Here is a 21,451-nt window from a genome sequence, read left to right as displayed (position 1 = left end):
CTTATTTAACTAATTGCTGCTGAATTTCCTTAACTAAAAGTTCAGCGCCTTCAGGACTAAGAACAATTTGACCATTAGCCAATGAAATATTTTTTTTGAAATATCACCAGTTATTACACAAGCATCATAAGATTTATATTTTTGTAAAATGATCTTTTCCTCTAGGCTTTTTCTATATTATTAATCCTAGTCATCTTATAGATCTAAATAATACTGTATATTGGTGTAATCGCGTTCTGTAGGGATAGAATTAATGCATATAATAGGAGTGGAGTCTAAATCAAGAGGTATTGTTGAAATAATAAAGTCAGCACTTAAATCATGATCACTCTTTTTAGCACAAAAAACAGTTGAAATTTGTATTTTATCACCAAACCTTTTTGTCAAAGTAGCAGCTAGATACTCTGCCCAACTTTCACTTTCTCCTGTGACAAGTAATACCCTTTTATAATTACTAGTATAACGAAGCCTACTTACCTCTATATACATAGTAACTTTTGCAATTTCTTCAACAGGTACATAGTCTGCTATCTCATTTTTTTTGACACATTCTGTATATACTTCCTTTACTGCTGAGAAGGTTTCTGGATATTCAGTTTGCATATACTGTATAGTTTGTTTTTGCGGTCTTTCAAACATACATAGGTATTGTAAATGATATACTGTTCTTTTAAAATAGTCGACTAATGCAAAAATAAATTCTTCATCATTTATTAGATCTACTTTTAATTTTTCTTCTAATGAACTGATAAAATCTTTAACTAACTCATAAACTGATAAATTTCCTTGCTTAAAATATTGAACACTCTCCTCTTTCTCTTTATTTATATCTTTATAAACATATTTAGCACTCTTAATACTAATTGTTAACAATATCTTATCTTGTACTGTTAAGCTAACACCAAATTCACTTTCTAGTTGCTTGGATATGTCCTCTATTTTTGTATAATAGGGAGTTTCTGTATTAAAGTAGAAAAATTTTCTATTTAATTGAACTTTGTATCCCTGTTGCTTTCGTTTTAATAAGATTGCTATAAAAAAAGATATATGCGTTTTAGAAACCATATGTAATGAGATCCCTAACGATTCTTCAAGAGTTCCAAGGTATTGAAATATAACTTCTTTTTTCAATCCTTTAAATGGCCACTCTATATCATTATAAGATTTTAAATACAGATCAAAATACATTATCATGATTTGAACTTCATCCCCCTCAAGTCTAAGAGGTTTTTTACTAAGCTTCAAACCAAAGTTTTTAAGATAATTTTCTACTCTTTTTAATGCAGGTAGAATAGATGGGACTTGTATATACAATCTTTCTGCTAAGGTAACAATTGTTTTTGTTTCTCCCTCAAATAAATGTTGTAATATCCGGAAAGTTAAAGATTCCCTAAAAAGTAAGGAAGTAATCTCATTTCTATGTTTATTATAGGGCAAATAAATTCTAACTCCTTTACCCTTTTTTGTTTTTATATGCCAGTCTTCAGGTAAAAAATCTTTAATAAATGAGATATCCTTCATAATCGTTTTGTTACAACATCTTAAAATTTTAGAAATTTCAATAGTTGTAAACCACTTTTTTTCGCTTGTAATTATTTCTAAAATTTGAATTTGTCTTTTTATATCTTTTTCCATATACCAATATCCCTTGCTTATAAGAATCTAAATTATTTTTATACATATACTTTTCTAGCCACTATATGTAGAGGTGAATTAAATTTCTTTCTAATCTTTTCCCAAAACTGTTAGCGGCTTCTCTGTACCATTTAAAAATAAAGCTCTTTTTTAGTCCGTTTTTCTAGTCCTTCATGAGAAACTTCCTTCAATAATATCTCATTGGAAAAATTCGCGTTAGGTGCGGTAACAGATATTATTGTTTGAACATTTATTTTTCACTTTAGCTTCATAATTTTCACTTCATATTATTAATTTAATTTTTCGCAATTATAGTAAATAATACATACCATAACTTAAATGCAACCATACTTAAATGTATTCGTTCTTAAACAAGAGTTTTTTCTACCTATGCAAGCTATTCCGGAGAAGAGTCAGTAATGTTTCCAATTTTTATTATAATTTATAAGCTTTTTTAACAACCTAAAAAAAACTTCCTTTGATTAAGAAGTTTTTTTACTATCACAATATGCTTCGTTTTTTAGCTAACATTCCTAATAGAAACACATATAGTTTCCTCTAATTATCCTTAAAATAATTATTTTAAAAAACAAATACATTTAACTTTTCGATAATCCCTTCGTTGGCATTACTTTCCAATAAGTAAGACATCGATAAATTCATTCCACTGGACCATAATGAAAATATTTGGCTAACCACTGTTAAGGTGTATATGCAAGCTAAAGTTGGTTGAAACTTTTCGTTTTAGGGTGTTATAAAATACTTAAGATGATAGGCATTTTATAACACCCCCTAGTAATGGCTTCTCAGTAACTTTTAAGTGAAGAATTCAAAAAAGGTAGAACAACAATATATAAAACTATTAAATATCTTGAAGAACATAATTTTATTTATGTTGCAAAAGTAGGTATAGCTAATGCTTACATAATAACAAAAAATATGTTGGTTTTAACGGAACAATTCTATTAAGCAAAGTAGAAAACAATACGCTTTTTGGCAAATATAAATTACAACAATATTAAAGTATTAAAAGAAAAAATAGCACCCCCAATCCCTCATTTTTTGAGGGGTTGGGGGTGTTATTTAGTCAACTCCTTAATGCCCCTCCCTTACGGTTGTCCGCTAGCCGTTGACTAATCAGATTATTTTACGAATGCAACTTATAACTATTCATTACGTTTAATACTTCACTTTGAATTGAATCATAAATTTCTTTGAATTCTTCTTGATGTTCACCTTCATAATATTCTGGAGGTACTTCATTTGCACTAATATACGCATAAATTGATTTATCATCTGTATCTAATTTGTATAATGGTCCAGACTTTACATAATCGATAGCTTCTGAATTATTATCAAAAATTAAAATACTACAAATGGGATATTCTTTCCCTTTAATATTAGCAATAAAACTAATTGTATCTTTTGCCTTTTCATCATATTGATTTTGACTTATATGTACATTTTTTATCCAATCATCAGGAATTTGTAAAGTGAAACCATATTGAGTATTTTTATATTCTTTGGTTAAACCTAACTTATTAGAGTAATTGATCAAATTTTGAGAATTTTTTTGTCTAATCTGATTTGTATCTTTTTCATCTGCAAAAGCTGTAGATTGTCCAAATAATGTTCCACTAAGAAGTATACTTAAACTCAGAATAAAAGAACCTGTTATTTTTGATTTTAAATACATTAAAATACCTCCACTAATTTATCAATGGTTTACGAAATATTAATAATACACAATTTATTATAACTAAATAGATAATATAGAACACTTAATATTTTTCAGTTACTAAAGGACAAAATATCTATTGCTTTTGGGTGTGAGGTTACGACAGGGGTAAAGCATAGCGGAAAAGGTGGAGATTTTGGAGCAGATTCTCGTCCTTGTTTCTACAACCTTCCAAGTTCTAGATTGATTCGCAACTACTTATCCTGATGCCGGAGTGTGTAGTCATACAGTTGGTGTGAAAATCCAACTGAGTAAGACTTATTGAGTAGGAAATTTTCTGATGTGGAAATTGAACCAGGAAAACGAAGTGATCAGGTATATAGTGCGACTCGAACAGGCTTAGCACAAAAGAATGAACTGTATATTCGTGATTTAGGATGTTTTAGTCTATAAGATTTTAAGCCTATTCAAGATAAACAGGGATATTATTTTTCACGTCTTAAGTTACCAACTAAAATATATAGAAAAGAATTTTAAACAGTGGTATTTAAAACCAAACTCGCTGGGATATAAACAATTTCATTTGGAAGACATGATGAAACAATTGCAGCCTGGCCAAGTGCATGAATTACATGATGTACATGTTGGGGGTAAAGACAAACTGCCTAATCGTATTGTAGTTTATAGATGTATCGAGAAACAAAAACAGAAACGTCTACGTGATCGAGCAATTCGCGAAAAGAAAATTCATTTTTACTCCTTTATATTAAACAAAAGAAAAGTTAAGTGTAAAAGAAAATTATTGAGAAAAGTTTAAAAGGGTTCTCATATATAATAAGAGATACCCTTTTAAGTTTATTAAATTAGAATTTACAAGTGATTTAATTAAAAAAGATATGGAAAGATCTAAATCACTTTATATATTTAAGGTTAGTCTGTTGATAATCATTAATCTTCTTCTGCTCATCTGTCGTTAATGTTTGCGAACGTTTAAAAGTCCCCATTGTTACAAGTAATGCACCTACAATTAAAATTGGCATAATCCATCCAAATACGCTTTTAGCCATTTGTCCATTACCTCCTATTTATTTGATTTCCAAGTTCCATTTCTTCTTTCATCTCCAGCGCCTGCGATAACATTATCTCTCTCATCTTTAATTAAGGCCTGCACCCCACCAAAAAACGTAGGGGAAACTTTCTGCTTTGCATTCAATCCTTTTCTAGATAACTCATTTTTCAATTCTGGACTTAGTTGCATTTCTATATAAGCTGTATTTTTTCCAAAAGCAAAACGGTATTCATTGACAATGTCTTGCAGGATACCCTTACCATTCGTATATTTATCCAATATTGGAGTTAAAATTTGTGGAATACGGTTACCGCCTGGTGAACCAATTCCAATTGTTTCCTCTCCATTTTTTAATACAGTGGGGGCCATAAAAGTCCTTGAAAATTTACCAGGTTCATAACTATTAATTCCATCACTTCCAAAGTTCTGCAATTGATTATTCAAGAAGAACCCCTCTGTGTACTTTCCTGTTCCAAAGAAATTACTTAATGTATTAGTTGCAGAGACAATGGTTCCGCTTCTATCAATGATAACAAAATGTGTGGTGCTTTCATGCTCTTCTTCCGAAAGTGCCTCGCCATTCTCATTCTTTATTATTGATATATATTTGTCACTCACCATTTTATTTGGATCCATTTTAACGTACTTTGGATCTCCAATGTTTTTCTTTCTATCTTGATAGGCAACCCTTGTAATCTCTTCCATTTTAGAGATATAAGTAGCTGTATGCTCTACGTCTTTATATACTTCTTTCTCTTCAGCTAATTTCAACATTTGCAATAAAGTAACTCCTGAAAAAGGTGGTGGTGCTGTATAAACATCATATCCCATGTAGTTACCTTTTACTGGTTTACGTACCTTTACCTTATAACCTTCTATATCTTCTAACGATATTTTTGCAGTTTTACTGATTGCCCTAGCAACTTCTCCTTCATAAAATCCTTTAGCCCCTTCTTTTTGAATCTTCTTTAAGGTTCTCGCTAAATCTGTCTGGATAAGCGTTTCTCCAGTTTCGATAGGTTCACCATTCGGATAGAAGATACTTAGCTTATCAGAATATATACGCGGCTTCTCAAGGTCTAATCGTGTCATTAAGGAATCATTTACCTGGAACCCTTTTTTCGCATAATTAATAGCCGGTTGTAATAACTCACTCATCGGTAATGAACCATAATTTTCATGAATATACTCCATTCCAGCCACAAATCCAGGCACTCCAATGCTTGGATTTTGATTACCTGTAAAGTAGGGCGTTGTTTCACGATAATCAATAAAGGTTTTTTTATCTTTAGATATGATGAGCATTCCACCGCCCCCACCTATTCCTGAGGCATACAGTTCTACAACGCCTAAAACATATGAGACCACAATCGCTGCATCTACTGCACTTCCGCCGTTCTTTAATACTTTCATACCTTCCTCAACAGCAAGGGGATGAGAAGCGCTCACGCCATAAGCTCCTTTATCGCCTATACTATCAATTTGTTGCTTAGTACAGCCTTTTATTTTATTGAAAGAACAAGATGCCACGATACACCCCATTAAGCTGATTATCAAAAAGGAAATAATGATCTTCTTTCCCCACCTAAAGGACTTCAAGTTGTTGTCTCCTCTGATGCTTGATTCTCTTTTCCTTGCTCTTCCCTCTTTTTCATTTTTTCAATAACATGTTTATGATCTAGAATGATTTCCAAATTATCATCTTTTTTGCTCCATAGAACTCCCTTGGATGTATCCTTTGTTAATTGACGATACACAAGTTCTTTACCCAATGTACTAGTAACTGGTTTTGGTGATCCCTCTTGAATATTTAAAGGTACAACATCAAGAATTGCAGTACCATTATCACGTAAATGATATTGTACAAGTGCACTATCTTTTGTTCTTGTCCATCCTTGGTCAAAAACAAAGTTACCTAAACTATAGAAGATAATCCCCTGCTTATACACATCAAAAGATTGAAGTACATGCGGATGATGTCCCACAATAATGTCCGCCCCTGCATCAACCATTGCTTTTGCTAAGGCTTCCTGTCTAGGACTCGGTTTATTATCGTATTCTTCTCCCCAGTGTGTATTTACTACAACTAGATCTGCATTACCTTTTTTAGGATCCTTCGCTTTACTAATTTGTTGAAATAGTACATCTGGATTCATACTTAACGCACCTGGTTGTTCTTTCGTTGCAATAGCCCCAGCCACAAATGCATCTGTAAATCCAAGAGTAGCAACCCTGACACCATTTATATTTTGATACACAATATTTTTTACATCTTTTAAATTTTCACCAGCACCCACATAGTCAAGGTCAGCTGCTTTAAAAGCCTTTATTGTATCTATAGTTCCCTTAACACCATAATCCGTCATATGGTTATTCGCTAAATTTAATATTGTAAATCCGGCTTCTTTTACTGCCTTAACTGTTTCTTCTTTTGCACCTAAGTGAATATTCTTATTTGCTTTTTGATAATTCTTTTTATCTTCTAACAAAACAGGATGCTCGAAATTACCACTTACGTAATCCGAGTTTTTTAAATATGAAGAAACATGACGAAAAACATAATCTGTACCGTAACGCTCAACAATCTCTTTTACATGACGTCCCATCATAATGTCGCCAACCATTGTCATCGTCAATTTTTCTTTCTCATGAGGTTTTACCGGTTCTATTGCTTCTGTACGTTGAACCCATGTAGCAGCTATTAATATAACTGCAATAAGTGGTAATACGATTGTTACATAAAGGGGATTTTTTTTCTTCGTTTTCTTAATAAATATCAGTAACTTTTCTTGAAATGCCAATTTTCGTCTCATTCTACCTCACCTTAAAATAAGTAATAAATATTCATGATTGCAAATGTTGCGCCACTTAACAAAATTGTAGTCCCAATAGTTAATGGTAACCCTTGTCTTTGAATTGTATTTGCAATTAACCCTGGAACAATAACTCCAATACCACGAAATTCAAAAATCTCAAATGGCATAACTGGATAGCAATAATCAAATAAAAGTTTTAAACAAATACCTGTAATCAGCATCGCTGCAAATTTTCTACGACCATATAAAATCATAAATCTTGAAACGCCATACGTAACGATTACATATGTTAAAATACTGATAAATAATACAAGTAACATAAATACGGGCTGATTAAAAACGAGCGCTAAATAACCAGGTACAACTAGACCTGCAGGTAAAACACCTGTTTTTTCTGTAAAAATAAGGCTTAGTGTAACCCCTAATACTAATGCAATATATAAATCTGATCCAAACATTCCTGTCCCTCCACTTAAATCGCTTTCGCTTGCTTTTTGCCGATTTTTTCTTCCATGATCATATCGATTAATGGCTCAGCTGCACCATGAATATTACCTACTCCATATACAATCCGATCTTTTAAATGCGGACGCATTCGAGCCATAATTTCACTTGTTGACCAACCCTCTAAGTTCCAATACTCTTGCGTTGGAATATCTCCTTTTTCAAAAGCATTTGTAATGGGTGCTGTCGTCTCTCCAATCGCAATGACTATTTCTGCTTTAATATACGGTAAAACATCCCTAGCAAACTGTTCAGTACGATCAACGCGGTCAGGGCGGCAATTCATAATCACAATTGGAGCTAGATTACTATACCCAAAATCATCCACACGTTCCCAAATACGTAATGTTGATGAGGGATCATTCGCTGCAAAACCATTTACAAAGAATGCAGGTTTAGATTGGTCAGCAAAACGGGTAATTCTCATTGCTCCTGGGTCCGGATGAGCATTCAACATACCACGGAATGCTATTTTCTCATCAATTCCAAGAGCCTCTGCTACCGCTAAAGCAAGCGATGCATTATCTGGGAAGACCATGTAATCAAATTTGCGTAAGAATTCTTCTGAGATTCTAGAATTATCAGCAACAATCACTTTTGTATTTCTCTCTTCTGCAACCTTTTTAAAGTAATCCAAGTATTCACTTTCAATAGTGACTAAATGTCCATTATATGGAATGGTAGCAGTGAAAGCTTCAGCTACTTCGTCAAGTGTAGGTCCCATAACATCCATATGATCTTCTAAAACATTTACAATAACTCCAACATTTGCTTGAATCATTTTATTTTGGAAGATAATTTGATAATCGGGTTGAACTGCCATACATTCACAAATAAGTGCTTCTGCTTCTAAATCAGCAACTTCTTTAACTACCCTACGTTGCTCACCGACATTAGGACCTTCTTTACGGCGCTTAATCGGTTGTTCCTCGTCAGTAAACCAATATATCATTCTAGCAGATGTACCAGTTGTTTTCCCTACAGTCTTATATTTCGCTTCTTGTACAACACCTGTAATTAGTCTTGTAACAGTAGATTTACCTCGAATTCCATTTACATTTACTCGAATAGGAATGGAATTAAGCCTTTTCTGATGGCAACGTTGTTCCCATATACCATAAATAATTAAAAACACTGTACATATACCTATTATGAAGATCATTTGTATTAATCCCTTCCTGCTTTTCAATTCTTTCTGATAAAAATATTTGATTTTAATCAGATATTTTATGGTTTTTTAATATAAATAAAGGGAAATGCTGCCCCCATTAATAACATTAACAGTCACTTTTTCTAATTTGTATGGATTATAAAAATATAAGATACCTACATTTGAAGAAGTAATATTATGTTATCCAAATCTTAATGTATAGCTTTCAGGTGTTTTTTTATCGTATCCATAAGTTCCCTATAAACTTGAATCGACTTGTTTCCTTCAACTACTATTGAGAGAGTTTCATTCGGATCTTCGTAAATTCCTATAGGTTAATATAAAGAAAATTAACATCACTCTGATCCATTTCACAGAACTTCTCTGAATCTCTTTTTGCAAATAAATAAATAGATGTTGCATAAAAATTAATTATTCCTAATATAAAAATTGATAATGATACAGTCGTACAGACTTCACTTATTAATATAAAAGTCTGTTTATTCCTTAACTTAAATTCCCCCCTTTAAATTTAGATCTATTAATAGTTGATTAACGATAATGAAGAAATGACTTTCTATTTTTAATATTTGCATATTATACTGAAAAAACTCATTTCTCATTGATTGTTATTTGCCTGAAATTATTTTAATCAAAATAATTTCAATAAAACATCTAAAAAAATTCCGCTAACAAAAGAAGTTTTTTACAAAAAATAAAATGCTATTTAAATTCTGATTCAAAGAAGCACAATAACGAACTGCGATAGATAGCAAAGGATTTATTTTTTGTATAGAATGTGATTTATCCTTTTAATCTCATTATGTTTCAACTTTTTGTGGTGGATATTTTAAAACAAAAACCGGTTCATAATTAAGATTCCAGCTCTAATAAATTGAGATCCTTATTACTATATATTTACCAGAAATTAAGTTAACAAAAGGAATGGGTGAAATACCCACAAAATTTGGGGAGAACAGTATTTTTCGTAGAATTCCCTACCAGCATAGTGCTACTGTGAGATATAGACACACTAATAGGGAGACATATATCATGAATAACGATGCAAAAAGGAAGAAGTATGGTGAAAGGGACTCCATTTGCAGTAATATCTAAATACTTTGCTGTTATTCTTAAAATTATCAAGATGTAAAATAAGGAGGATTGACCAATCTAGCAGATGAAGAAAAGGTAAATCAATTTATTTTTCTTTTTCATACCTTCTTCAATTATTTATTATCTATACGATCACTGAGTCTCTTTGCTATTTCTAATAGTTTTACTTGCTGCACCTTAATAAATTCTTCTATCGTAGCGTTATATTGTTGTTGGCATTGAAACTATATTTGATAAGAAACTAGATCTGCACTTGTGATTCCTCTTTCTTATTATCGATTCCAACCTACTTTACAAAATCATTTTCATACCATCATGTTTAATCACCTTTATTAACTGTTTAAGAAATACAACATCAAACTCTGTTTATTACCTTCATCCTTGACTATTCTTTTTTACATCATATCTTTCACGTTCCAAAAAAACTAAATTTCTCCAAATGTACCACCACGTATTCCTAAACAACTAAAGAATACACAACCTTTTTTAGGTTGTTAGAAATTATAATAAAGAAAAATCTAAATTTATTATTATGAGCCTTCCTTCTTTTAGGAGGGATAATCTTAATCAAATAATTTGGATTTTTTCACTTAACAAAGGAAGTTTTTATTGGGTTACAAAATCGGGTATTGTGAGAGAATATAGGTGACAGAGAGTTAACTGATATTATTTTCAATATATTTGTTCTGTGCATAAACTTTTTCTCCTATTAAATATAGCAAGTAAATTTTTTCTAATATTAATTCGTGTCTCAAGTAATTTGTTCAAAATAATACAATTTTAAGCTATAAATTCATATATATACATAAAAAATAAAATTAAGGTAAAGAATAAAGGAAGAGGAATTACTATGATAATCATTACAAACCCTAAAATAGAATGCATGGATTTTGAAAAAAATGGTGAGCTTTTAAAAATAATGGGACATCCTATGCGTTTAAAAATAATTTATGAACTCCATAAGCATAAAATGCTAAACGGAATGCAAATAACTAACATTTTAAATCTTCCACAATCAACTGTTTCCCAACACATCTGTAAAATGAAAGGGAAAATTTTAAAAGGAAATCGAAAAGGCCTAGAAATCTACTATAGTATTAGTAATCCAAAAGTTGAAACAATTATTACGTTATTAATTCCTAACAAATAGAGACTGTATTCCGGCAATATATTTTCACAAATTAGAGTAAAGAGACATTTACGTTAATTTACAAGCATGAGAAAGTGATAATAATTCTAAAAGAAGACATTTTTCCTTTTAAGATACTTTAGATAGGTGTTAGAATTGCCGTTCCCACAAGCAAAATATCTGAAAGACACTCGTATAAGAGTGTCTTTTCTTTATGTGAAAAATTATTTTTAAACAAAAACTCTTTATAAAAGAACATAAGTTCGTATATAATAAGAACGAACGTTCTTTTAATTTAGGGAGGAATAACAGTGTATGACTATTCTATCTTACCGAATAGAATCATCTTATGTGTTGATTTACGTAGCTTTTACGCTTCTGTAAGTTGCATCAAAATGGGTTTAGATCCTATGTATACAAAATTGGCAGTAGTCGGTGATGTAAATAGAAACGGTTCAATCGTTCTAGCTGCCACTCCACCATTAAAAGCATTGGGTGTAAAAAAGATGGCCAGATTATACGAGATTCCTCGCAGAAAAGACATTCTTGTTGTAAATCCGATTATGGGAACATACATTAAATGCTCTAATTACATAACAAAGTTAGCTTTGCAGTACGTTCCTATTGAGGATTTTCACCAATATTCCATCGACGAGTTCTTCATGGATATTACGGATAGTATTCATTTGTTTGCTAACGATCCCTATGAATTCGCATTGAATTTTAAAAGTGAAATATATGCGAAAACACGAATCGAATGCACAATAGGGATTGGCCCTAACCCTTTAATGAGCAAAGTAGCTTTAGATATTGAAGCAAAGAAGAATCAAAACGGCATCGCTTATTGGAAATATGAAGATGTCCCAACAAAATTATGGAGCATACGACCGCTTAATACATTTTGGGGCATTTCGTACAAAACGGAAGAAAAGTTGAATCGAAAAGGAATACATTCTATAGGAGATTTAGCCAATTACCCTCTTAAATACTTAAAACAGAGCTTCGGTAAGATTGGAGAAGAATTACACTTACATAGCTACGGAATTGACTTTAGTCGTATTTCAGAAAAATATGTTCCTGCCACAACTTCTGTTGGGAAAAGCCAAATACTCATGCGCGATTACACAATAGAGGAATTTCCGATTATTCTACTGGAACATATTGAAGAAGTTTGTTATCGGCTTAGAAGACAAAATAAGCTTGCTCAAACCGTTCATTTTTCAGTCGGTTATAGCAAGACTTATAACGGTGGTATTAGAAAAACACATACTTTAAGTCGTCCAACTAACCTAACAATGGATATTTATAAGATCTGTACATACTTTTTACATCAACAATATACTGGAGAACCCATTCGCAGCATAAACATATCCTTAACAAACCTCCTTCAAGAAGGAGAAGAACAAATTTCTCTATTTGATAACATAACGCAGCGAGAACAAGAAGTAAAATTAACAAAAGTAATGGATGAAATACGCACAAGGTTTGGGAAGAACAGTATATTGCGGGGAATTTCCTACACGCATAGCGCCACAGCTAGATACAGAAATACACTAATAGGGGGACACAAATCATGAATAACGCTAATATGCCAAAAGGAAGAAAAATGGTCAAGTGGACTCCGTTTGCTGCATTAACATCTCAATTTGATGGGATACGTGAAATGATTAAGGAACAAAACAAAGTAACCCGTCCGATCTTAACAATTGAGGAAAAAGAACGAATCGAAAACATGCTATTATGTTCCTTAGTATCTGAAGAAGAAATAATGATTACATATTATGAGGATGGTTATTTACTCACTAGTTATATGACCGTTGTTGATATTGACCCTTCAAATAGCGCTGTTATATGTACGGATGCTTTTTATGACAAGATGAAACTGCAATTCTCTAATATAATAGATGTTAAATAGAATAAATTGACGTTATCAAGTTTAGACCATTTAAAGGAGTTTAAAAATGCAAGGGAATCAGATAAGAAAGAACGCAGCAGGAGCAGTTATTCATAATAATATTAATAACTATCCCTTTCTAAATATACCTATGATTATTAATGAGAAAAACGGCATGATTTACGAAGTTTTTAGCACAGGTTTTCATGTTAATGATGCAGCAGCAATGATAACAACAGAGGGTTTTGCTACAACCAGGGTAAATGCACCGATTGTAACAGTAAAAAACAATGATGGTAGTATTCAAACATATCGTTTACCTTTAGAACTAGAACATTGGGTACTTTCTTGTATGCGTGCTGCTTCAGTAGAAAAAAATCCGTTTCCATGTAAAGTTGCTTTTGGAATTATAGACACAAAATTTTATGTAGAATTCAAGTGAAAAGTAACAAATAGATTTGTTACTTTTATCGTTTTCACTCCAAATTCATTGCTTGTAAATAACAATCAAACAAAATAAAGAACCCTCCAACAAAGGGTTCTTTATTTATTCCTTTCATTATCTCAATACAAAATAATATTTTAATTTACAGTGTATCCATTACCGTGGGCCATATAACCACCACTAACATTAGTAATTTTAATCTTATAAGTACCGGCAGGGATATTTTTAAAACCTATAGTTATATTCTCACTTTTATACTCACCTTTTAATTCAACTGGATCACCAATGTTATTTTCGTTAGAATCAATAATTTGATATTTCATAGTAGGAGCTGTAGAAAACAAATCTGTCCATTGAACTAATGTAAGGTTCACATTCTGTTTTGAATTTATAGTGAAAGTATTTTTGGTAATAATACTTTCACCTCTTTCTAGATTTTCGAATTGATAATATAGATTTTTATTTTCACTTACCTTAGATACATTGCTTACTTTGTGCTTAGTGAAAATCTCTGTTTTATCTTGATGAATAGAATTTTGTTTTAACAAAGAACTTGACTCTGCTGCAAACACATTCCCTGTCCCAAATAACATAAATCCAGTTACTAATGTACCAATAATAACTTTCTTAAACATAACCATCCTCCTAAACATTCTTCTTATATCTAAATATTATCATCGAAAATAATAGTAATCTACCAAATTTAGGGATTTTTATAGAGATGGTATTGAGAAAGTTATTTAATATGATCCCAAAAGGTACACTTTTTAGGGACCACTTGCCATTTTAAGTTAACAGAACTAGAATTCCATAACTTTTCGGGATGAATTTAACACGATTTGTTTATGGAACATATTTAAAGAAAACGTTCTTGAAGACGTCAAATATAATTACTCTAAAATTATTGTTTTATCATATATTTCAAAGTTTTTTACAAGTGGTCCGAAAAAGAACGAATCGTTGTCTTACCCCAATAAGAACGGGTTATCGTAGAAAAGATTAACATGTAGAAAAATTTGTTCTGGGAATATTGTTATATCTTAACTTGATCGACATGTGGTGCTACCCCTATATGCATTTTATTGGCTTTCATTTTATCTTTGCACCAGAACTTTCGAAAGTATTGTAATGATCTATAGAATTGTTTTAAACTGAGATAAATAGGTAAGGAGATTAGTTGGCTATGAGATATAGAGGGATTAAGCTGTATAAGTATTTACAGTTTTTAAGGAGTGTTAACTGATGAGCGTTTTAATTACTTATGCATTATCGGCTGATTTAGAAACACCTATTCATATAGATGATGCTAAAAAAGATAAAAATTTAAAATATTATTGTGAGGAATGTAATGAAGAGCTTGTCATAAAACATGGTACGATTAACCGAAAACATTTTTCTCATAGAAATGATACTAATTGTAAAGTAAGCAAAACTGGAAATGGTGAAAGTATCATTCATAAGTACTGGAAAATATATTATTCTCAATTAAAAGAGATTAACTTACCGTACTATGCTTTAGAAACTAAAGCATATGGCACAGAGCTTATTACTAAGACAAAGAAAGTCGTTATACGCTCAAGTCAGATTGAAAAAACATATACTTTAAAAAATGGTAAACAAATTAGACCAGACGTTATTCTCATTATTGAGAATGGGAAAGAAAAAGGACAAGAAGTAGCTTTAGAAATTTTCTATAAGAATAAAAAGAGTAAAGAGTATACATACGATTATCTAGATTTAAAAATCCCAGCCTTCGAAGTATGTGTTAAAGAAAAGAAGCAAGGCGAAATAACTATTTTGTATTCAAGTAAAAAATTGCAACTTAATGAAAAATTATTTGAATGTAAAATGATTGAACATAGATCAGAAGCATTAGATTTTTTGATACGTGCGGAAGAACGAAAGAGCAATCTTGCTTGGAGCCATTACCCAGAATACGAACCCTTAAAAGATATTTATAGTCAATTAAACCAATTAGAAAATAAAAACCGATTTAAAAAAGATGTTCCTAGATATGTATTTCATGTTATTTATCAATCACGAATACTTGCAAGACCGACATATTTATTATTCTTTACAACCTACAAAACTTATTTAGGATTAAAAGAATTAATTGAACTTAAATATACTGATATTTTTACAATTAAACCTAGCGTGAATTTAGGTAGAAAAATAAGAAGAGAAGAGCGAACTTAATTTCAATGATATAAGGAAGAAATAACCTAAGAATAGTGACTTTGTGCATTTAAAAAGTTAAAGGAGAAAGGATTTTAAAAAAGTACCGTTAAACATATGGTAATACGCCGTAGTTATTTTAATTACTTTAAGTTGTGACCACCGGTTAACAAAAGTATATTTATGAGAAAAGACAGGATTGAAACACTGTTTTTCTCATAGATATACGAAATTTAACTAATGATTTGATTCATAGTCTCTGGACCAACGGATAAGCTAGCAAATGTTTCATTTGTTTTTGTATATCTCTTGCATTTTTGAAAACATCAACAAATTCTTCCATTTTCACAATCATATTTTCCTCTTCTAATAGTTTTCTGTCTTCTGTGTTAAACTTTGATATCTCTTTTTCATAGACAACTTTTATAAGTTGCTTTTTTGCCTCGATAGACAAAGGAGCATATTTAATAAGATAATCAAACCTTGAAAAAATAGCACTACCTACTCGCTCCTCTATCTCGCTTTCACTATTAAAGTTAGATGTACAAATAATAATTGAGTTTTTCAATTTAACATTATAATATTTATCCGTAAACTCTCCCTCATCAAACATTTGATAAAAAGCACTATAAACAATTGGAGATACCTTATCAAACTCATCCAATAATAATACATTTGTTTGTCGATCTATTAGATCTTTAGATAATGAATTAGTTTTATCCCCAAAAACATAAGAAGCAAAACTGTCGTTGTGAAACATCGAAAGTTGCTTTCGAAATAATTCCCTCTCGCCATAAAGCTCTTTATTTAATAATTTAGCAGTTTCTGTTTTCCCAACACCAGAAGGACCATATAACATAATGACTACTGGCTTATGGGATCCTTCATTAGTTAATGGATAAAGAGTTTGTAATAATTTATTTTTTACATCCTCTTGTCCAAATACTGTCTCACTAAATGCAGCTTTTATTTTTTTTAATGATTCAATTGTTAATTTAGGATGTTCAAATTCAATTTCCTCCACAGAAATCCCTAAATGCGGATTATTTAATTGCTCAATAATTTTTGTAGGAGGATTATGTAAATACACTTCTTCAAACTGATAATATGTTGCATAATGCAATATATGAATGACAAAGCCTTCTATAAAATGATCGGCTACCCCAGAATATTCATCCGTAAATACTGTAAGCGTTTTATAATATTCTTCTTCCTTTACATCATTCATTTTATGAAACAAATCCATTTTTCTTACTACAGGAGTAAGTGAGATAGCATTATCGCCTGGAATAATCTTTTTAAATTCTTCTGTCGGTCCCTTATAAATCACAAAGTTCATTCTTTCACCCCTGCTATTCCGGCTAAAACAATATCATAAATCTTCAATGAATCTGGCTCTTCATTTTTTAACCCACTATATATTTCTTCGATTGAAACTGTTTCACGAGATTCACTTTTATTCATAGAGAATTCATTTTCAAATAATAAATCCTCTTCTCTACAAGCCCCCACTTCTATCCCATAGTATGTAAGGTTCATTTTTGGTAAATCTGTCAATTTATAGCCGTTTTTAAGAGTATTAATATTAAAACGAAAAATGACTTTTCTTTCCCCATTAGTAGCTAATAGCTCATAATAGCCCTTTGCATGCTGCAGTATTTCATCAAGTTCTAAATAATTATAATCTGCTAATCCCTCAGTGAATTTCGAACCTTCTTTTAACATTTTAATAAAAGGTGTATACATCTTTGCAAAAGTAATAGACTCATTTGGTACCATCACTTTATACCCATTAAAAATTACTATATTTTTCTCACTCTCCTCTCCAGAAAGATTCACGAAATCTGTTAATATTGTATTTGTAATTGTTGTTTTTAATAGGCTATCCTTAGAATTTGCCATTTCACCACTTGCTGACATAGAAATTTTAGCTTTGAGCAAAGATAAAAAACTTGTACTTGCCCCTATTTCTCCTGATGCTTTCCCTTTAAAACCGATACTATATTTACCTGTTCCCTCATCAGTAACAACAAGGGACCCACCATAATACATTTGCAAAAAGTCCGCAGCAGAAGATTCATCAAAATATACAACTTTAATAATCAAAATACTTCCTCCTATATTTTTACAAGTTATTTAATTTCATTTTATCATTATACTCCACCTTAATAGATTTAACGAACATTCAATCTATTAGATAAATCAATTTTTTTATAATTGAAGATGTAATACATTAAAGCTATGAATTTCAAACACAGCGTGCATTACTACCTAATACTAAGAGTCCTCCATATATATATCAAAATGTACTTAAGACACACTTCATAAGTACACACTTTTTGAGCTGTGTTTGTTGAATGATTTTATGCTTATTGGAGGAGGATAGTGTCCCTATCAGTTGGATACACTACAGAGAATCCCCTTGTTGTGCTGTTTATTGTTTTTAATATGTAATCTGGTACATGAAATTTTATGATTAAGTGTTCCTTTGTTTTTCTTTTAAAATTCTTATAGCATTCTATATAAATTTTATGGTATTATAGAGATAGAAAATTTGTTTCCATTGTTTATACTCTATTGTACGTAGCGTGAAGGACAAACCTTACGCCCTGTTAACTCGGGCGAGGTTTGTCCTTTTTTTTACTTTAAGGAGGAATTTACTATGAAAAAAGTCTACAAAATTGGAGCAGTTATCACAACTTTATGCGTTGCATGTATCGCGATCTTTACTTTAACTAAGAATGAATCAGTCAAAACAGAAACTATAACACCAGAAAAAACAATTGTATCTGCTGCAGATGTAAAAGGATCATCTGAAAATATAAAAGATATTTCCAAAGAAGAATTAAAGCAAAAAATACAATCCCATGAAGAGTTCATTGCGTATTACTATCAACCAACCTGTCATTTTTGTAAAAAAGCTGCACCGGATATCAATCGTATGTCAAAAAAGCATGATAGAACCATTTATCGTATTGATATCTCTACACCAGAAAATCAAAGTGCCTTTCAAGAGTTCGACATTCCAGGTACTCCAGTTGTTGTAGCTTATAACAGAGGTGAAGAAGTTGAACGTCTAGAAGGAGCCGTTTCAGCTGCTACCTATGATGGATTCTTTGCAAGACGTAATTCGAGCGCTAGCTAGTATAGTGCTCGTTTTTCTTTGTAAGAAAGGAGAATTAACATGCAACAAAACGCCCGTATTCATTCTTTAGACATAATAAGAGGTATAGCCATACTATGTATCCTGTTTGCGAATCTACCCACTATGACGGGACTAGATCCCTTTAATCAAGCGGGTTATATTGGTATAGATAAAGTAATTCGCTTTTTAGTAGATTTATTTATTCAATCAAAGTTCTATACTATTTTCGCATTCTTATTTGGAGTAGGATTTTACATCTTTATGAAAAATACAGAAGCAAAAGGATATCCCATGTATAGACTATTTATACGGAGACTGTGTATCTTACTAGTCTTCGGTTTACTCCACTTCACCTTTCTATGGTACGGAGATATTTTACATGCGTATGCTTTAGCTGGATTTATTCTATTATTCTTTTATAAGCGATCTACTAAGCTTATTTTTATAGCTGGTTGTAGCTTCCTACTAGTTAGTTATGTATTACATATTATCGTATTTTTACGAACAAGTTCTTCTATTCCAGAAGCGCCAAACTACTATCAATATATGTTTACAGGCAACACTACCAATCACACGGTAAATCTATTTACACATTATTCACATCAAGTAAAAGCACGTCTTTTCTTTCTAATGACCCAGGAATTTCAGCAACTACTAATAGGAATTCCGGAATATATAGGGTTATTTTTAATCGGTTTATGGGCTGGCAAGAAAAATATTTTTAAAAGAGTACCAGAATTAATACAGCAAATTAGATTTTTACAGTGGAGTTCGTTATGTATTTCATGTCTTCTCTCTTATCCTATTATCTACTACTTTATAAAAACAAATGTCTATTACTCTCAGGATATACAACTATGGATTCTATTTGGAGGGAAAACGCTAGCTATATTCTATATTTTTACCCTACTTCGAGTTTGTGAGAATAAAAAATATATAGAGTGGCTGCAGCCCTTTATGAACGTTGGCCAGTATGCTTTAACGAATTACATCACTCAAAGCATACTTACGCTTGTCATTCTTTCGTGGTGCTTTAAAGATGTCTCACACGTATATTACTGGCAACTATGTATCTTTGGGCTTTTAATTATTTTTGTACAAATTATATTCAGCAAGATTTGGAGTAAATATTTCCGTTATGGTCCTATTGAGTGGGTATGGAGAAAAGGAGTTTACAAGAAATAGGGGCACTATATCATTCTGATCCTATTAAACATTAAATAAAAAAGTGCAAAATCTATCAACAGATTTCGCACCAAAAAGGGGTACCGCCACATGCCCATCAACCTAAAGTTTTATTACACCCCCATAACGAAATTTTTAGGATTTCTTGTAACGAAAAAGCTTATTTATCGTTCTGGGGGTGAACTGTTTTCTTAGGTTGATGGCAATGGGGTACCGCCAACATTTTAACGAAAATATACGCTAAGCAATTTCGACATCAAAAAACGTTGATTTTACTACTCTAAGCAAAGCATTTAATCTCAATTCAAATTGTGTTATTGAGTTTTGAGAATCCCTTAGAGTATAAAATCGTTAAAATGTGCGTGCTACCCCTTATTGTCGAATTTGGTTTTACACATTTGATATAGTACGTGAAATTATTTAGATGTTATTTTATTTTATTACTGTTATTTGTGGGAAAACAGATTATAAAATTAACTTTTAAATATAAAATGATTAGAGATTCATATGTTATTCTATTATTAAATTAAATAATTATAGAGGGGGAATAAAAATGAGTAATAATTATTCATGTCCGATTTGCAAAGAAGGATACATAACTATTGAAAAAGAAAGAGTTGGAGAACCTGGTTTCCGTGAGACGGAATATACTATTACAAATAAGACTTGTGAATGTATAACGTATGACAGTGAGCTTATAGCTATGGCTATTATAGGCACTAACGGTAAACTTACCGAAAATGAAACTTGTAAAGATTGTGGTGAATTCGAGGCCACAGTAGAGTATCCAGTAAAACCTTGGGTAGGAGAATATAAAAATATTTGTTCTAATTGTTTTAAAGCGGAAATGGATAATATGAAAGAAAAATATAGCAAAAAATAATTTAAGACGCTCTATGCGTCTTTTTTCATAAAGAAAAGACACCCTAAGGTGCCTTCCTCCGACTTGAACCACTTTACTTTTAATAATATGTATTGGACGCCAATCCAAATATTATTTTACCATGTTTAGTTGTTTCACACATTGAGAAATGTTGATAAAATCTATATTTTGTAAATAAAGAATCAGAGTTATAATATTTAAGTAATACATTATAAGATTATAGGGGTGGAGAGATTGGATAGAATATTTGAGTTTAAAGGGGCAGGGAAAACAATAGTAAAAATAGAGGGTAACTTTATTCGTCTGAAGCGAAAAGGTGCTCTGAATTTTTTAAACCATGGATTAGATGGTGAAAAAACTATTGATATCAACAATATGACTGGTATTCAAATTAAAAAAGCCAATTTCTTCACAAATGGTTACATACAATTTATTTTCATGGGTAGCCAAGAAAGTAAAAGAGGAGTTATGGCTGCAGCTACAGATGAAAATACAGTTATGTTTACAAAAAGAGAACAAAAAATGGCCGAAGAAATTAAAGAGTATATTGAGAGTATCTTAGTTAATAAAAGTAAGCCTCAAGTTGCTGCATCAGTAAGTGGGGCAGATGAAATACTAAAGTATAAA

General features: G+C 31.4%; 19 protein-coding genes and 2 pseudogenes. 10 read left to right on the top strand and 11 right to left on the bottom strand.

All coding sequences use genetic code 11. From position 1 onward, the window contains the following. Position 1 precedes the first annotated feature (1 nt). The 3 genes and pseudogenes from MR170_RS24015 to MR170_RS24005 form a co-directional block, all read right to left on the bottom strand. Positions 2 to 159 (bottom strand): annotated as a pseudogene (locus MR170_RS24015) (AbrB/MazE/SpoVT family DNA-binding domain-containing protein); the annotation flags it as partial. A 36-nt stretch (positions 160 to 195) separates the two neighbouring features. Then, on the bottom strand, positions 196 to 1,635 hold the full coding sequence (acpB, locus tag MR170_RS24010) for a capsule synthesis positive regulator AcpB (RefSeq protein WP_242309619.1): 1,440 nt from the start codon (positions 1,633 to 1,635) through the stop codon (positions 196 to 198). A 1,147-nt stretch (positions 1,636 to 2,782) separates the two neighbouring features. Next, a complete protein-coding gene (locus MR170_RS24005) occupies positions 2,783 to 3,331 on the bottom strand; it encodes a hypothetical protein (RefSeq protein ID WP_242309617.1) in 549 nt (182 codons plus the stop codon). Positions 3,332 to 3,512: 181 nt separating this feature from the next. Between MR170_RS24005 and MR170_RS24000 the strand changes: the two are divergent. Then, positions 3,513 to 4,058, top strand: a pseudogene (locus MR170_RS24000) (transposase); the annotation flags it as partial. Positions 4,059 to 4,224: 166 nt separating this feature from the next. Here MR170_RS24000 and capE read toward each other — a convergent pair. Genes capE through pgsB form a run of 5 tightly spaced genes read right to left on the bottom strand, consistent with a single transcriptional unit; the run spans position 4,225 to position 8,864 of the window. Beyond that, on the bottom strand, positions 4,225 to 4,380 hold the full coding sequence (gene capE, locus MR170_RS23995) for a capsule biosynthesis protein CapE (RefSeq protein WP_001996091.1): 156 nt from the start codon (positions 4,378 to 4,380) through the stop codon (positions 4,225 to 4,227). 14 nt (positions 4,381 to 4,394) lie between these two features. Further along, positions 4,395 to 5,981: a capsule biosynthesis gamma-glutamyltransferase CapD gene (gene capD, locus MR170_RS23990; RefSeq protein WP_242309615.1), complete on the bottom strand. Its 1,587-nt coding sequence runs from the start codon at positions 5,979 to 5,981 to the stop codon at positions 4,395 to 4,397. Beyond that, complete coding sequence (capA, locus tag MR170_RS23985; protein WP_242309612.1) at positions 5,978 to 7,195, bottom strand: capsular polyglutamate synthetase CapA; 1,218 nt, start codon at positions 7,193 to 7,195, stop codon at positions 5,978 to 5,980. Before capA ends, capD begins: the two co-directional genes overlap by 4 nt. An 11-nt stretch (positions 7,196 to 7,206) precedes the next feature. Then, the gene (gene capC / locus MR170_RS23980; protein WP_242309610.1) at positions 7,207 to 7,656 is read right to left on the bottom strand and encodes a capsular polyglutamate amide ligase/translocase CapC; all 450 of its coding nucleotides are present in this window, start codon (positions 7,654 to 7,656) and stop codon (positions 7,207 to 7,209) included. 14 nt (positions 7,657 to 7,670) lie between these two features. Further along, positions 7,671 to 8,864 carry a poly-gamma-glutamate synthase PgsB gene (gene pgsB, locus MR170_RS23975; protein WP_242309608.1) on the bottom strand — a complete coding sequence of 398 codons (1,194 nt, stop codon included), beginning with the start codon at positions 8,862 to 8,864 and terminating at the stop codon, positions 7,671 to 7,673. Between the two features lie 1,954 nt (positions 8,865 to 10,818). Here pgsB and pagR point away from each other — a divergent pair. The 4 genes from pagR (at position 10,819) to MR170_RS23955 (ending at position 13,433) form a co-directional block, all read left to right on the top strand. Beyond that, positions 10,819 to 11,118: a transcriptional repressor PagR gene (gene pagR, locus MR170_RS23970; protein ID WP_071735468.1), complete on the top strand. Its 300-nt coding sequence runs from the start codon at positions 10,819 to 10,821 to the stop codon at positions 11,116 to 11,118. Between the two features lie 290 nt (positions 11,119 to 11,408). Further along, a complete protein-coding gene (locus tag MR170_RS23965; RefSeq protein WP_242309606.1) occupies positions 11,409 to 12,674 on the top strand; it encodes a Y-family DNA polymerase in 1,266 nt (421 codons plus the stop codon). Beyond that, entirely contained in the window at positions 12,671 to 13,012 is a 342-nt protein-coding gene (locus MR170_RS23960) for a YolD-like family protein (RefSeq protein ID WP_242309604.1), read from the top strand. The genes MR170_RS23965 and MR170_RS23960 overlap by 4 nt, the downstream gene beginning before the upstream one ends. Positions 13,013 to 13,058: 46 nt before the next feature. Next, complete coding sequence (locus MR170_RS23955; RefSeq protein WP_242309602.1) at positions 13,059 to 13,433, top strand: hypothetical protein; 375 nt, start codon at positions 13,059 to 13,061, stop codon at positions 13,431 to 13,433. Positions 13,434 to 13,573: 140 nt separating this feature from the next. Here the strand turns inward: MR170_RS23955 and MR170_RS23950 are convergent, their stop codons facing one another. Further along, positions 13,574 to 14,071 carry a hypothetical protein gene (locus MR170_RS23950; RefSeq protein WP_097920847.1) on the bottom strand — a complete coding sequence of 166 codons (498 nt, stop codon included), beginning with the start codon at positions 14,069 to 14,071 and terminating at the stop codon, positions 13,574 to 13,576. A gap of 607 nt (positions 14,072 to 14,678) precedes the next feature. Between MR170_RS23950 and MR170_RS23945 the strand changes: the two genes are divergently transcribed. Continuing rightward, on the top strand, positions 14,679 to 15,632 hold the full coding sequence (locus MR170_RS23945) for a competence protein CoiA family protein (RefSeq protein ID WP_242309600.1): 954 nt from the start codon (positions 14,679 to 14,681) through the stop codon (positions 15,630 to 15,632). Positions 15,633 to 15,861: 229 nt separating this feature from the next. On the opposite strand, the gene MR170_RS23940 is transcribed toward MR170_RS23945, so the two are convergent. Continuing rightward, positions 15,862 to 16,950 carry an AAA family ATPase gene (locus MR170_RS23940; RefSeq protein ID WP_242309598.1) on the bottom strand — a complete coding sequence of 363 codons (1,089 nt, stop codon included), beginning with the start codon at positions 16,948 to 16,950 and terminating at the stop codon, positions 15,862 to 15,864. Next, positions 16,947 to 17,717: a DUF6414 family protein gene (locus MR170_RS23935; RefSeq protein WP_242309596.1), complete on the bottom strand. Its 771-nt coding sequence runs from the start codon at positions 17,715 to 17,717 to the stop codon at positions 16,947 to 16,949. The genes MR170_RS23940 and MR170_RS23935 overlap by 4 nt, the downstream gene beginning before the upstream one ends. 556 nt (positions 17,718 to 18,273) lie before the next feature. Here MR170_RS23935 and MR170_RS23930 point away from each other — a divergent pair. The 4 genes from MR170_RS23930 to MR170_RS23915 form a co-directional block, all read left to right on the top strand. After that, positions 18,274 to 18,756 (top strand): thioredoxin family protein, encoded by a 483-nt coding sequence (locus MR170_RS23930; protein WP_242309594.1) that lies wholly within the window; start codon positions 18,274 to 18,276, stop codon positions 18,754 to 18,756. A 39-nt stretch (positions 18,757 to 18,795) separates the two neighbouring features. Then, positions 18,796 to 19,941: a DUF418 domain-containing protein gene (locus MR170_RS23925; RefSeq protein ID WP_242309592.1), complete on the top strand. Its 1,146-nt coding sequence runs from the start codon at positions 18,796 to 18,798 to the stop codon at positions 19,939 to 19,941. A 553-nt stretch (positions 19,942 to 20,494) separates the two neighbouring features. Next, the gene (locus MR170_RS23920) at positions 20,495 to 20,824 is read left to right on the top strand and encodes a hypothetical protein (protein WP_097919708.1); all 330 of its coding nucleotides are present in this window, start codon (positions 20,495 to 20,497) and stop codon (positions 20,822 to 20,824) included. Positions 20,825 to 21,058: 234 nt separating this feature from the next. Continuing rightward, the coding region (locus MR170_RS23915) for a DUF4429 domain-containing protein (protein ID WP_242309590.1) at positions 21,059 to 21,451 on the top strand (393 nt) is incomplete at its 3' end.

It is taken from the genome of Bacillus cereus group sp. BfR-BA-01524 (genome assembly GCF_022662595.1).
In the GTDB taxonomy this organism is placed as follows: domain Bacteria; phylum Bacillota; class Bacilli; order Bacillales; family Bacillaceae_G; genus Bacillus_A; species Bacillus_A thuringiensis_S.
This window is presented reverse-complemented; position numbering and strand designations above follow the sequence as displayed.